The sequence below is a fragment of the Sutterella wadsworthensis genome, from assembly GCF_003315195.1.
Classification (GTDB): Bacteria; Pseudomonadota; Gammaproteobacteria; order Burkholderiales; family Burkholderiaceae_F; genus Sutterella; species Sutterella wadsworthensis.
The window spans coordinates 282,758-296,140 of record NZ_QNRV01000001.1; the positions used below are offsets into that span (position 1 = coordinate 282,758).

The following is a 13,383-nucleotide window of genomic DNA, read 5'->3' on the forward strand; positions in this document are numbered from 1 at the left end:
TTGTATCAATGAGGAGGCAAAAGTATGGAGACGCACTTTGAAGTCGTTTCACCCTTGCCCAATGAAGGCGGGCGGAGCGAATCGCGTCAAAATTCACTTTTGCAGGAACCCCTTGATTTTTCCGGAGATACTGTGAATGCGGCGGCTGCCTATCTGGCAGAACTGCATTCGGGCGACTCCAGACGGGCAGTTCGTTCGCGGCTCAACATTGCGGCACGCTGGCTTGGCGCCGCCGATGCCTTCAGCTGCGAGTGGGGGCGGCTTCGATATGTGCATGTGCTCGGGTTTATGCATGCATTGGCCGATAAAGAAGGCTTGGCCGCCGCTTCAGTCAATGCATATCTCTCGGCACTCAAAGGGGTGGCGGAAACGGCCTGGCGGCTTCGACAGATCGACTTGACGACGTACGCTGAAATTAAAGCCGTCAAACAGCTTCGGGTTCACCGGGAACCAACTGGCCGTGCGCTTCAGGCCGATGAGTCTCAGAAGCTTTTGGCTGCTGTCGATGAGGATTCAGGACCTAAAGCGGTTCGCGACCGCGCACTGATTGCGCTCTTGCTCGGCTGCGGACTGCGCCGCGCGGAAGTGACGACCTTAAGAATGGAGAACCTGGAACGGTCCTCAGGTACGCTCCGAGTCATCGGCAAAGGGAATAAGGAACGGAAAGTCTTCTTTACGCCGGAAGTTGCACAGAAGGTGAATGCTTGGCTTGATCTTCGCGGTACTGAACCGGGGTGGCTCTTCGGTCGTCTGACCAAAGGCGGTCAGCTGATTTTGACAAATCCGCTCGATCCGGCATCTATCGGACGGGTCGTCAAGCATGCTCAGGATTTAGCGAAGATTGCTCCCATTACGACCCATGACCTGCGACGTACTTTTGCGACACGGCTGCTCGCTAAGAACGTAGATATTGTTGCTGTTAAAAATCTCATGGGACACGCCAACGTTTCGACTACAGCGAAATACGACCGACGCAGTGAAGAAGCGCTGCAGCAGGCTGCGCAGCTCGCGGAACTCTGACCCCTTCATTGCCCAAAGCCTCGCAGCGGACGGGAAAAACTGAGATCATCCAGCCTGCATTGGTGAAGTAAACTTCACTAAAAAGACAAAATCGCTCTAAAGTGCAGAAAAGTTCATCTGTGGGGGCTGCATGAAACGTGTGTTTATGAGGTTTGATGCTTTGACGCCTCAGGCAATTGGCGAGGCTATCCGGCTTCGACGCAAAGCGCTCGGCAATACTTTGGATGATCTGGCTGAGGCGAGCGGCATTTCTAAACGTACGCTGATCAAGCTTGAGCAAGGTGAGGATGTACGGTTTTCCACACTGACGACAGTATTGAGCTGGCTTGGGCTGTCATTGGATTTCTCAACTGCCTCCAAGAAAGTGCTTGAAGCGGCAGAGCATGACAAGCTCAAAGATGTCCGAAGAGAGGAGGTTGCGGATGATGCCCAGTGGTTCTGAACTTCAGGAGATCCCTCGGAGCCCGTTCTCAATTGGACGTCGTGGAGGCAAAATATCAAGCGCAAGATAAAAATGTATCGAATGTGCAGATCAGCAGCAGACGTCTCATTGACGAGATGCAAGAGGCTGTTTGGAAAATCACCGAATTCGCCACAGGGGGGTTGCTACCAGTACCATAGAATCTCTCATACCATCAATTCAATCTGTGTATAGAGGGAAAGCACTTAAAGCGAAGAATGCCCTATCCATGGGGCTCAGTTTTTTCGCGAGGGTAGAGGTTCAATTTCTTGCGCACACCAATCGATCTATCGATCACAATATTCCAACGAAGGAAAACTAAATGTCATTTACTGCCAGAGATTTAAATGCTGCCTTGTGGGCTGCTGCTGACGAAATGCGTCAGGTCATGTCAGCCGATGTCTACAAGGATTATCTTTTGGGATTGGTTTTCTATAAAGCACTTTCAGACAAGATTCTCGTTGAGGCGTACGAGCTACTCAATGATAAGAAGCCTCAAAATCTGGAAGTAGCGCAGAAAATTTATGAAGAGGCAGGCGCAGATAAAGAGACTTGGAGAGATCTTCAGGCAGAACTGGAAGATCGGTTTGGCTGCGCAATTGAGCCCACAAAGACTTTCTCGGCGTTTTATCAGCAGATAAATGATCGCACGTTTATGTTGGGCAACATTAGTCAGGCATTTCGTGATGTTGAGGTTGCTGGAGGGGGGGGGGTATGAAGGCCTTTTCGATGATTTTGATATTCACTCGAAGGATTTAGGTAAGACCCCAGACAAGCGTAATAGCTTGATTTCCGCGGTGATTTCTAAACTCGCGGCTATTGATTTCACTCTTTATCCCGAAGATGCTTTGGGGGATGCCTACGAATATCTGATTTCTCAATTTGCCTCTGAATCCGGAAAGAAAGCTGGAGAGTTCTATACCCCGCACGCTGTCTCTACGCTGATCGCTCGAATCGTGACCCATGGTCAGGATACGAAGTATGGATTCACTGTTTATGACCCGACCTGTGGTTCTGGTTCTCTCCTTTTGCAGATACGAAACTTCATCAAGGATGATGTAAAGAACGGCATCGATAGGACGCATGCCGTACAGTACTTTGGCCAGGAAATAAAGAATCAGACGTTCAATCTGGCACGCATGAACATGATGCTTCACCGTGTGCCTGGCAGTCTTCAACATTTGCGTAACGGTGACACGTTGGATGCAGACTGGCCGACGGATGAACCGACAAACTTCGATGCTGTGGTGATGAATCCGCCCTATTCTCAGAAGTATGACGCCGTTGATGGTCTTTTGACAGATCCCCGCTTTGCTCCGTACAAGAAACTCCCACCAGCCAGCAAGGCTGATTTTGCTTTCCTTCTGCATGGGTTCTATCACTTAAAGGACACCGGAACGATGGGCATTGTTCTTCCGCACGGTGTCCTGTTCCGTGGTGGGGTTGAAGGTACGATTCGCGAAGAATTGCTCAAGAAGGGCAATATCTATGCTGTCATTGGGCTTCCGGCTGGGATTTTCTTCTCGACTGGCATTCCGACGTGCATTGTTGTTCTGAAGAAGAATAATCCAGATCGTAGTGTTTTCTTCATTGATGGATCCAAGGAATTCCGCAAAAAACGCGCTAAGAACTTCCTTGACCCTGAGCATATTGAAAAACTCTATACGACGTATGTCGATCGCAAGGATGTTGAAAAGTATGCTCATCTCGCTACTTACGATGAAATTGAGAAGAACGACTTCAACCTGAATATTCCTCGTTACGTGGATAGCTCTGAAGAAGAGGAGGGAATTGATCTTCAGGCGACTTTTGATGAATTGGCGAAGTTGGAAGAGGAAGAGAAGGAAGTTGATGCGAAGTTGGCGGAGTTCTTTAGGGAATTGGGGATCGACTTTGGAGGAGAGGTGAAGTAATGACGATGCCAAAACTCAGATTTAAGTCGAATGAACTTTTAAGGGAAGTTTCATTATCCGAGGTAGGAAATTTCTACGGAGGATTGTCTGGCAAGACAAAGAGTGATTTCGGATTTGGTGACTCAAAGTTTATAACGTACATGAATGTGTTTACAAATACAATCGCTAAACAAGACATGTGCGATTTAGTGATGGTGGGGCACAATGAAAAACAAAATCTCGTAGTTGATGGAGATGTTTTGTTTACTCAGTCGTCTGAAACGCCTGAAGAAGTTGGTATGGCTTCAGTTTGGACACATAAACAGAAAGTGTACCTAAATAGCTTTAGTTTTGGGCTTCGGATTAAAAATAAACAAAATGTCGACCCTGTGTATTTAACATATTTGTTGAGATCTCCAGTGTATAGAAAGAGTATTTCTATACAAGCTCAGGGAATTTCAAGGTACAACCTATCAAGTTCCCGGTTGTCTACATTGAAAGTAAAGATCCCGGCTTTGGAAGAACAACAAAAAATCGCTGCGTTCTTCACGGCGTTGGATGAAAAAATTGCTGTCGCAAAATTACAGCTCGAACAAATAAACAAGTTAAACCTATCCATTGCGAAAGCGCTTCTTTCTGGTGAAAAAAGATGTTTCCAGTCTGATGGATCGAGATATCCTGACTGGCAAAAAGGTAAACTTGGCGATGCTTTTAATGTAAAAATGTGCAAAAGAATCTTTAAAGAGGAGACTTCCGAAGAGGGGGATATTCCTTTTTACAAGATTGGTACGTTTTGTGGTGAGGCTGATAGTTATATTTCCAGGGAAACATTTGAGTATTATTCGAAAAAGTATAGCTATCCCCAAAAGGGAGATACGTTAATTTCTTGTAGCGGAACAGTTGGACGGTGTGTTGAATTTGATGGTGAGCCTTCTTATTTTCAAGATTCCAACATCGTTTGGCTAGAAGCAAAAGATAGAGAATATATTTATAATAAGGCTTATTTGGGTGCTGTTTTGGAAAATCTAACTTGGAATGAATTGTCGTCATCGACTATTAAGCGAATTTACTCAAAAGATCTGCTGAGTAAGGAATGGTTCATTCCATGCCTTGAAGAACAACAGCGGATTTCAGAACTATTGCAAGCAATGAAAATAAAGATCTCTTTAAGAACGAAAAAACTTTTGTCTTTGCAAAAATTAAAGAAATTCTTCATGCAGCAAATGTTCGTCTGAGACCTTCACCATGACACAAGCCGGCTACGTTTACATACTCACTAACGACAGCTTCCGTGAAGACTGGGTCAAGATCGGAAAGAGTTCGCGCCCCGTGGATGTCCGCTCGAAAGAGCTGAACAACACAGCTGTGCCTCTGCCATTCAAGATCTACGCCACCAAGCGAACTGCGAAGTACAACGAGGTTGAAAAGCTCGTCCACAAGACGATCGACCGCCTCACGGATCTTCGCATTCGCCAGAATCGCGAGTTCTTCAACGTTGCGCCGGATGTGGCTTTGGATATTTTCAAGGACATCGCATCTACGATCGATGACGCGGTTATCACGTGTTACCGCAACAACACGCCGATCGAGGCTGGGCAAGAGCATCAGCAAAAAGACGAAACAGCAATTTCTTTGCCTCGTCGTGCTCCGTTTCGTTTCAGCATGATTGGTCTCAAGGTCGGGGATGAATTGACCTTCACGCCAACGGGGCTTGTTGTGAAGGTTGCCGGCGATCGAACGATTGAATATGAAGGCCGTATCTACAAGATGTCGGCTTTTGTCCCAACTTTTCTCCCCGAAGATCAGCGGAACACCTCCGGCGCTTATCAGGGGCCAAAGTACTTCACGTATCAGGGACAAACGTTGACTGACTTGCGCACCGAGGCCGAACACCATATCGGAATTGATATGGAAGGTCTCTCTGAAGACGAAGAATAATAGGGGAAAGAAATGATTGAATCGAAAATGGAAGAACTGCTGATTAAGCAGCTTACTCATGGTGTTTCTCAGTGGACGTACCGTCCTGATCTGAGGACGGAAGAGGCTCTCTGGAATAACCTTCGTGAGAAGCTCAATCGCAACAACATCGACAAGCTCCAAGGCATTCCCTTGACAGAGGGAGAGATGAGGCAGATTAAGCAGTTCTTGCTGGATCAGGCCGCGACAACTTATAAGGCTGCGCGTTGGCTGTCTGGTGAGCATCAGGTCGCCCAGATTCCGCTCCACCGCGAGGATGCTTCGTTAGGTGAAGTCAGCCTCATGGCTGTTAACAGCCGAGAGATAGCTGGCGGCAATTCGAGCTATGAGGTCATCAACCAATTCCAGGCCGTAAAGGGGGAGGTGTCGAAGAGAAATCGTCGATTTGACGTAACGCTGCTTATTAACGGCCTTCCCCTCATTCACATTGAATTAAAGAATCGCGACCATCCCTTTATGGATGCCTTCCGTCAGATCACGAAATACTGCGAAGAAGGCAAGTTCCGTGGTCTGATGGGCTTGGTGCAGATGTTTGTCGTGAGTAACGGCGAGCAGACGCGCTACATCGCCGCCGACAATCACGGGAACATGAATGAAAAGTTCCTGATGCGTTGGGTTAACGAGGAGAATGAGCCTGTCGAGGACTATCTGGCTTTTGCCAAAGCTGCGCTCAATATTCCCGCTGCGCACTTGATGGTGGGCAAATACTGTGTTCTGGACAACGATCGTAAGAAGGTAATTCTTCTTCGTCCCTATCAGATCCATGCTATTGAAGCTATCCGCAAGGCTTCGAGGAACAGAGAATCCGGTTTCGTTTGGCATACCACGGGCTCGGGAAAGACTTTGACTTCGTACACGGTCACGAAGAATCTTCTTGATGTGCCGTCCATGGATAAAGCTATCTTTTTGATTGACCGTAAGGACTTGGATCAGCAGACTGCCGATTCTTTCCTGTCTTATGCGGATAGTGATGATGTGGATGTTCGAAATACTGAAAACACAAGTGATCTTGAAGACAAGCTCAAGAACAAGGATCGCTGTGCGATTGTTACGACCATCCAAAAGCTTCAGAACATCATTCGACGCTGTACGGATACTGATGCAACTCCAAAGTATCTGAAACTCAAGGATCAAATTTCAAAGAAGACCATTGCGTTTATTGTGGACGAGTGCCACCGTGCGGTTACGCCGGAAAGCAAGCGTGTGATTGAGAAATTCTTCCATCGCAGCCTTTGGTACGGGTTCACGGGCACCCCGATCTTTGAGGAAAATAAGCGCGCCCAGAAGGGAGATCTGCCAAGAACTACGGCAGGCATGTACGGCCGTCCCCACGATCCCACCAAGAAATGTCTCCATGCCTACACGATCAAAGAAGCCATTGGGGACGGAGCTGTATTGGGTTTCAATATTCAGAGGATGGGTTTTCTGCGCAGTACGCTTGAGGACTTGGCCTGGAAGCTGAACCTCATGGATGATGCAGAGATGGAAGGCATATCTGACAAGGATTTAGAGTCCGCTGTTGTCAAGGCTTACGCCATTAAAACAGGTAAGAACCTTTATGACGATGACCGGCATCGCAAGGATGTCATTGATTACATCGTCAATCGCTCGTCTGCCAAGCTTTGTTTGAATGCTCCGTCTGGTGAAGCGTTTGAAGGGCTATTGACGGTGAGCAGCATTCAGGAAGCCCAACGCTATTACAAGCTGTTCAAACAGTTTGTTGCCGAAGGAAAGGTCAAGGAAGACATCCGGAAGATTCTTCCCGACTTTCCCAAAGTGGCGATTACCTACACCGTTGGTGAGAACGAAGACGGTGCAACTGCCAACCAAAGCGAGATGGCAGCATCGATTGCCGATTACAACGCGATGTTTGGCACATCTTGGGATCTTTCAACCCTGGGGGCTTACAACGCAGATTTGAACGAACGTCTTGCTCGCAAGAGGTCGAAATATCGAGACCGCAGCGAGCAGCTCGATTTAGTGATTGTGGTGGACCGTCTGCTGACTGGTTTTGACGCTCCGTGCTTGTCGACAATCTTCTTAGATCGTCCGCCAATGAAGCCGCAGCACCTCATCCAAGCTTTCTCGCGTACCAATCGCATCCTCAATAAGCAAAAGCGCTACGGCCAGATCATTACGCTGCAAACGCCAGAACTTTATGCGGCCAAGATTGATGAAGCGTTGAGGCTCTACACCAATGGCGGAATGGATGATGTTCAGGCTCCTTCTTGGTCGGAAACAGCTGAAAAATTGATCAAAGCAGTCGAAAAACTGCGGTCGATTGCACCCTCAATGGAAAAATTGGACGACCTTCAGGTGCATGGATCGCTTGAGGAACTACAAAACTTTGCGAGGGCCTACCAGACTGTGGACCGGTTGATTGGTGAAGTTCAGGTGTACGACGAGTTCCAAGAAGACATGCTCACAACGAAGTTCAAGATGAGCCGTGAGGAATTCGAGCATCTAACTGGGCGGTATCACAACATCATTGAACGCATCAAAGAGTTGACCGAGGAGAGAGATGACATCATTGACATTGATGTGGACTACGAATTGGAGTCAATCAAGCGCATCGAAGTGAACTACCGATATCTTGTGGCTTTGCTGCAGGCACACATGCCGGAAGGAATTGATGCCCCGAAGCTTGCAACCAGTGCTGAAGATCAGCAAATCAGCAAGTTCATTGAGGACTACAAAAAGAACAATCCGAAGGTTGGTGAGGTGCTGAGTCAGCTCTGGTTTGAAGTGAAGCTCAATCCGGAAAACTTCCGAGATAAGGATGCGTTCTCCATCATGGAAGATCGCGTTGATGAACTGATTGCTAAGGACATCCAGAACTTCTCTGCAAAGTGGGGTGTGAATCCTGCGGCTCTGAAGGTGTATGCGAATACGGTAGCGGCCGCAGACATCTCCCCCAAGACTGTGGATGCATCAATGGGTGACTATGCCGCTTACAAGGCTGCTGGGGGTTCTGACACGAAGCTCAAGTATCTGCGTGAGCTGCGTGATGCCGTAGCGTACTTTGTGAAGGATGAAATTAAGCCGTTGACTAAACGTTAAATAGCCCTCTGGCTTACTAAATTAAGCCCCCCGATTGGGCATATCTTGGGGGGCAAGTTCATTGCGCGCAACAAATGGGATCAATTGCATGCACTGCAGCTCCTCGAGCTCGCGGATGAGATCGGCCGGCCCCGCAGTTGGGCACAAAGGCGGCTTGAGCGTCTGCTCGATCACCTAGCCAAGGCGCTTCCTTAAGCCGCAGCTGCAGTCATTCCTCAAGATGCTGAGGAGAGTGATTTCCAACAGACATGGATGAAATTCATTGATGAAAGAATCCATTATTGGCGTAATGAGGCATCCCTGATGCCAAAAATAAAACTTTGACTTGGAGGGTATGGTCCGTCTTTTAAGGGATGCCTGTATGGCAGACTAGGGAGTGATTTGTTGAGTGAATATTTGTTCTAACTTATTGATTTGTACGATTAAATTTTAATGTTTATTGTTTCATTTGCCAATAAACGCTCGTCTTCATTGCGGATGAAATACTTTTATTTGGTTAGGCAAATTTCAATGTTGATCAAGGATTGAAAGGGCGGCTGATCGTTTGTTTCTCGAGTAGTGAGCGTATCTAACTATTTGTAATAAAGGAAATTTCAAGCGAACGGCCAGATGCACTTTTATATTTGACAGTCGCATCTCCTCTATAGCGTATTTAGTTTTAATGCATCGCCACTTTGAACGCACAACCGTGTATATCTATCTTTGTATAAAGCGGTATACAAAATAAATATATGTGTTTTCATATTTGCATACGAATTTCGTCCGCAGAATTTAATCTTCAGATTGCGGATCTCTCAGGCATAATGCAGTCAACATAGACATTCGAACTTGTCAGCATTTCAGGATTTAATCCAAATGATTGGAGCTGCCGCATAAACGCTGTTTGATTTTGAGTTCGGGCTGTCTTCTTATATGAGACTGGAGATAAACATGCCGTTATTTGCTGCTCGCCGTACTGTCCTTTCTGCCGCCGCTGCGGCTGCTCTTCTTGTCCTAACGGGCTGCTCAAAGAGCGATGATGCGAAGTCTTCCGCCTCATCGGCTTCTGCTTCATCGGCTGATACGCTTGAAAAACCGACGCTTGTGGTCGGGATGGAGCTCGCTTACCCGCCCTTTGAAGGCAAGGATGCGCAGGGCAATCCGGCGGGCGTCAGCGTCGATTTCATGAAGGATTTCGCGAAGAGCGCAGGCAAGGAAATCAAAATTGAAAATATTGCTTTTGACGGTTTGATTCCGGCGCTTTTGACGGGGAAAGTCGACATGGTGATGAGTTCGATGACCGTCACCGATGAGCGCCGTAAAACCGTAGACTTTTCTGATCCGTATGCCAACGCGATGCTCGGCATCCTGACACACAAAGGCAGCGGCATTAAGTCCGTTGAAGATCTCAACCAGAAGGGGCGCCGCATTGCGGCGAAGATCGGGTCGACCGGTTATCTTTACGCGCAAAACAATCTGAAAAATGCTGCCGTGACGGCGCTGCCTGATGAAAGTGCGTGTGTGATGGAAGTAGCTACCGGCAAGGCCGACGGCTTCATCTATGATCAGCTCACCATTTACCGCAACTGGCAGAAGAACCCGGAGACGACGGAAGCCGTTTTCATTCCTTTCCAGAAGGTTGAGCCGTGGGGTGTTGCCGTCCGCAAGGGCGACGCCAAGCTCCTCAATGCGCTCAATGCCTTCATTGCAGACTATCGCAAGCAGGGCGGTTTTGATCGTCTCACCGAAAAGCACTTGAAGGCTGAAAAAGCGGCCTTCGACCAACTGGGCTTTAAGTGGTTCTTCGACATGACGCCTGCTCAAAACCAGTAGACTTCAGTTTTGACACAGCCGATTTGCGCTGACAGCTGCAAATCGGCACGAAGATTGAGTGAAGAAGGATTCGGGCAGCTAAAAAATGGGCGCTGAACGCACAAGGAGCGGCTTCAATGCACGCTGCCTTTGGTCGTGGCTGCTTGCCGATGAGGATGAGCAGAGCGGGCAGTCGGATGCATCTGATGTTCGCCGTCATCCGTGGAAGGAGGCGGCGAGCTTTGTTGCAGCTGCCGCGCTGGTCGTTGCCTTTTTCTGGTATTCACTTGCGCAGATTGACTATCGGCCGGACTTTTCGTTTCTGCCTGATTCCCGCATTCGCATCTGGGACGGTTTTCTGCTGACGATCGGTGTGAGTGCAGCGGCCATGGTGCTTTCGCTCCTGCTCGGCATTCTCTCGGCGGCGGCCAAGCTTTCCCGCGTACTCCTGTTTCGCGACCTCTCGAGCCTTTATGTGGTCTTTATCCGCGGGACGCCGCTCATCATGCAGATCTACCTTTTTTTCTATCTGGTAGGGACAGCATGGGGCGTTGACGATCGCTTTTGGGCGGGCGTCATCATTCTTTCGGTTTTTGAAGGCGCCTACATTTCAGAGATTATCCGCGGAAGTTATCTCTCCATCGATCCCGCTCAGATTGAGTCGGCAAAAGCGGTGGGTTTCACGCGGCTGCAGCAGCTGCGCTTTGTGATTGTCCCGCAGATGGCAGCCAGAACACTTCCTGCACTGGCCGGCCAGTTTGCGTCGGTCATCAAGGATTCGTCGCTGCTCTCAATGATTTCCGTTGTGGAACTTACGCAAGCCATGCGCGAAGTGAGTGCGGTCAATCTCAAGCTCGTGGAGTGCTACCTTTTCCTCGGTGTGCTTTATCTCATTCTCACGCTTCCTGTTGCGCTTGTGAGCCGGCTGCTTGAAAAGAGGTTCCGCTATGAAGGTTGAGCTTGAGCATTTGGTCAAGCGTTTCGGCGGCGAAAACGTTATTGACGACGTGTCTTTTTCGGTGGAAACGAGCGCGCTCGCACTGATCGGTTCGTCTGGGGGCGGGAAATCAACCCTTCTGCGCATGTTGGGCGGATTGCTGCCGGCAACGTCCGGATCCATCCGAATGGACGGCCGCCTCGTGCCGAAGACGGAGCGCGAATGCATCGCCTTCAGAAGGACGCTCGGCTACGTTTTTCAGCAGGGCAATCTTTTTCAGCACTTGTCGGCTCAGGAAAATATTGCCTTGGTGCTGCGGGAGGTACATGGATGGACAAAGGAGGCGGCTGATGCTCGGGCTTTTGAGCTTCTGGCGCATTTCGGTCTTGCCGAACATGCCGATAAGCACCCCTCCGAACTGTCCGGCGGACAGCAGCAGCGTGCTGCCATCGCCCGTGCAGTGGCCCCGCGCCCGAAGCTGCTGCTGCTCGATGAACCCACCTCTGCATTGGATCCCGAGTACACGGCGGAAGTGCTCGATCTCACCGCACAGCTGCGCGGTGAAGGCATCGAATTCGTGATTGTCACCCATGAGATGGGCTTCGCACGCCGAGCCTGCGATGCGACAGCTTTTCTTCATCAGGGACGAATCGTCGAAGCCGGACCCAGTGCAGCCCTTTTTGCTCATCCGCAGACGCCGGAACTTCAACGGTTTTTCGGACGCATGCTCGAATGGCATGCGTGAACGCGGCGTTCAGGCGAGTCAGGAGGCTGCCGGCCTTTCGCCGGCCGCATCCATTTGCTCTTCGCGCTGATCGACGTAGTTCACTTTCCAGACTTCATCGATTCGGGTTGTAAAGCAGGGCGACAAGTTCCCGCGGCGCATTTCCCATCCTGCGGCGAGGCTGGAGCTTGCTGTCTTCACAATGTCGCAGCTGTAGCGGCGGCAGAGTGCATCGATTGTCTGCATGAGTTCGGTGCGGCGCAGTTCAGAGGGCGTCAGTCGTCCGCAAGCAGTGTCGGCCGTATCCGCTTCATCAAAGAGCGAATCCGCAGTCGTCGGCGCGCTGACGGTGCCGGATGCGGGGCGCAGATCCTGCAGCACGACGCCGGCTCGCTGGTAGGCGCAGTCCCCGCGGAAATGCGCTTTAACGAGGTTTGCCGCAGCCTGCGTCAATTCAAGCGTGTCAGCTGTCGGGTGCGGCAGCTGTGCCGTCGGCGCGGCATTGTGCTGCGGCAGATCGGGCCTGAAGAAGTTGGTTTGAAAGAAAACTGTGAGTTCGCCGGCGAGGCTCTTTTGCCGGCGAAGCTGCCGCGCGGCTTCGCCCAGATGTGTCGAGACGGCTGAAATCAGCTGATTGAGGTCGCTTGTCGGGTGCCCGAAAGAGCGTGAACGGCTGATTTCCAGCTTGGGACGGCTCGACGGATCCAACGGGATGCACGGCACGCCATGGAGTTCCCGCCAGGTGCGTTCAAGCACCACGCCGAAAGTTCGTCGCACAAAGGATGCATCCATGCAGTAAAAGTCGAACACAGAATGAATGCCCATGCCGGTGAGTTTTTGAGCAGTGCGTCCGCCGATTCCCCAGACCTCCGATGCCGGGGTGATTGACATGGCCTTTTCGCGGCGGCTGGGTGCGAGTTCTGTCCAATTGAGCACGCCGCCGAATGCTGGCCATGCCTTGGCAAGATGATTGGCTAATTTCGCCAAAGTCTTTGTTTCTCCGATGCCGACACAGGTCGGAATGCGCTGCCACTGCCAGATGCGGTCTTTGATGCGGCGGCCGAGGTCGGTAAGCGGTTCATTGAGCCCAGAGAGATCGGCAAAGCATTCATCGATGGAATAGACCTCGATAGCCGGCGCCATGCCGGCGATGATCTTCATCACGTGCCGCGAGATAGACGCATAAAGCTCGTAATTGGAACTTCTCCAGGCACATTGACCGGACTTAAACAGATGAGCGATCTGAAATGCGGGCATGCCACGGCGGATGCCGAGTGCCTTGGCTTCCGCAGTGAGCGTGACAACGCAGCCGTCATTGTTCGAAAGAACGACCAAAGGTTTCCCGCGCAGTTCCGGCTGAAAGACCCTCTCACAGGAAGCGTAGAACTTATTGCAGTCAATCAGCGCGAACACAGGGGCAGTCATCAAAAATACCTCAGGAGACCCCTGCCTTCAGGCAGGGGAGGAATGAGGTGCGTGGCCGAGCCACGCGTACCCATATCCGTCGTTGTGTGAAATCAGT

The 13,383-nt window shown here is 50.1% G+C and carries 11 protein-coding genes; 10 read left to right on the top strand and 1 reads right to left on the bottom strand.

Annotated elements, in window-relative coordinates:
* The first annotated feature begins 24 nt into the window (after nt 1-24).
* The 10 genes from DES29_RS01115 (at nt 25) to DES29_RS01165 (ending at nt 11,882) form a co-directional block, all read left to right on the top strand.
* The gene (locus tag DES29_RS01115) at nt 25-1,020 is read left to right on the top strand and encodes a tyrosine-type recombinase/integrase (protein WP_016474308.1); all 996 of its coding nucleotides are present in this window, start codon (nt 25-27) and stop codon (nt 1,018-1,020) included.
* Between the two features lie 145 nt (nt 1,021-1,165).
* Entirely contained in the window at nt 1,166-1,462 is a 297-nt protein-coding gene (locus tag DES29_RS01120; protein WP_038025120.1) for a helix-turn-helix domain-containing protein, read from the top strand.
* Between the two features lie 340 nt (nt 1,463-1,802).
* Nucleotides 1,803-2,198 (top strand): type I restriction-modification system subunit M N-terminal domain-containing protein, encoded by a 396-nt coding sequence (locus DES29_RS01130; RefSeq protein WP_113854320.1) that lies wholly within the window; start codon nt 1,803-1,805, stop codon nt 2,196-2,198.
* Entirely contained in the window at nt 2,122-3,393 is a 1,272-nt protein-coding gene (locus DES29_RS01135) for a type I restriction-modification system subunit M (RefSeq protein ID WP_236578960.1), read from the top strand. Before DES29_RS01130 ends, DES29_RS01135 begins: the two co-directional genes overlap by 77 nt.
* Entirely contained in the window at nt 3,393-4,607 is a 1,215-nt protein-coding gene (locus tag DES29_RS01140) for a restriction endonuclease subunit S (protein ID WP_021995173.1), read from the top strand. The genes DES29_RS01135 and DES29_RS01140 overlap by 1 nt, the downstream gene beginning before the upstream one ends.
* Nucleotides 4,608-4,617: 10 nt before the next feature.
* Nucleotides 4,618-5,310, top strand: coding sequence for a GIY-YIG nuclease family protein (locus DES29_RS01145; RefSeq protein WP_016474313.1), 693 nt, complete (start codon nt 4,618-4,620; stop codon nt 5,308-5,310).
* Nucleotides 5,311-5,322: 12 nt separating this feature from the next.
* Nucleotides 5,323-8,409 (top strand): type I restriction endonuclease subunit R, encoded by a 3,087-nt coding sequence (locus tag DES29_RS01150; protein WP_113854322.1) that lies wholly within the window; start codon nt 5,323-5,325, stop codon nt 8,407-8,409.
* A 930-nt stretch (nt 8,410-9,339) separates the two neighbouring features.
* Nucleotides 9,340-10,221, top strand: a complete 882-nt coding sequence (locus DES29_RS01155) for a transporter substrate-binding domain-containing protein (RefSeq protein ID WP_016474315.1) — start codon at nt 9,340-9,342, stop codon at nt 10,219-10,221.
* A gap of 85 nt (nt 10,222-10,306) precedes the next feature.
* Nucleotides 10,307-11,158, top strand: a complete 852-nt coding sequence (locus DES29_RS01160; protein ID WP_201638798.1) for an amino acid ABC transporter permease — start codon at nt 10,307-10,309, stop codon at nt 11,156-11,158.
* The gene (locus tag DES29_RS01165; protein WP_016474317.1) at nt 11,148-11,882 is read left to right on the top strand and encodes an amino acid ABC transporter ATP-binding protein; all 735 of its coding nucleotides are present in this window, start codon (nt 11,148-11,150) and stop codon (nt 11,880-11,882) included. Before DES29_RS01160 ends, DES29_RS01165 begins: the two co-directional genes overlap by 11 nt.
* A gap of 18 nt (nt 11,883-11,900) precedes the next feature.
* Here DES29_RS01165 and DES29_RS01170 read toward each other — a convergent pair whose 3' ends face one another.
* The gene (locus DES29_RS01170; protein ID WP_113854323.1) at nt 11,901-13,286 is read right to left on the bottom strand and encodes a Y-family DNA polymerase; all 1,386 of its coding nucleotides are present in this window, start codon (nt 13,284-13,286) and stop codon (nt 11,901-11,903) included.
* Between the last annotated feature and the right edge of the window lie 97 nt (nt 13,287-13,383).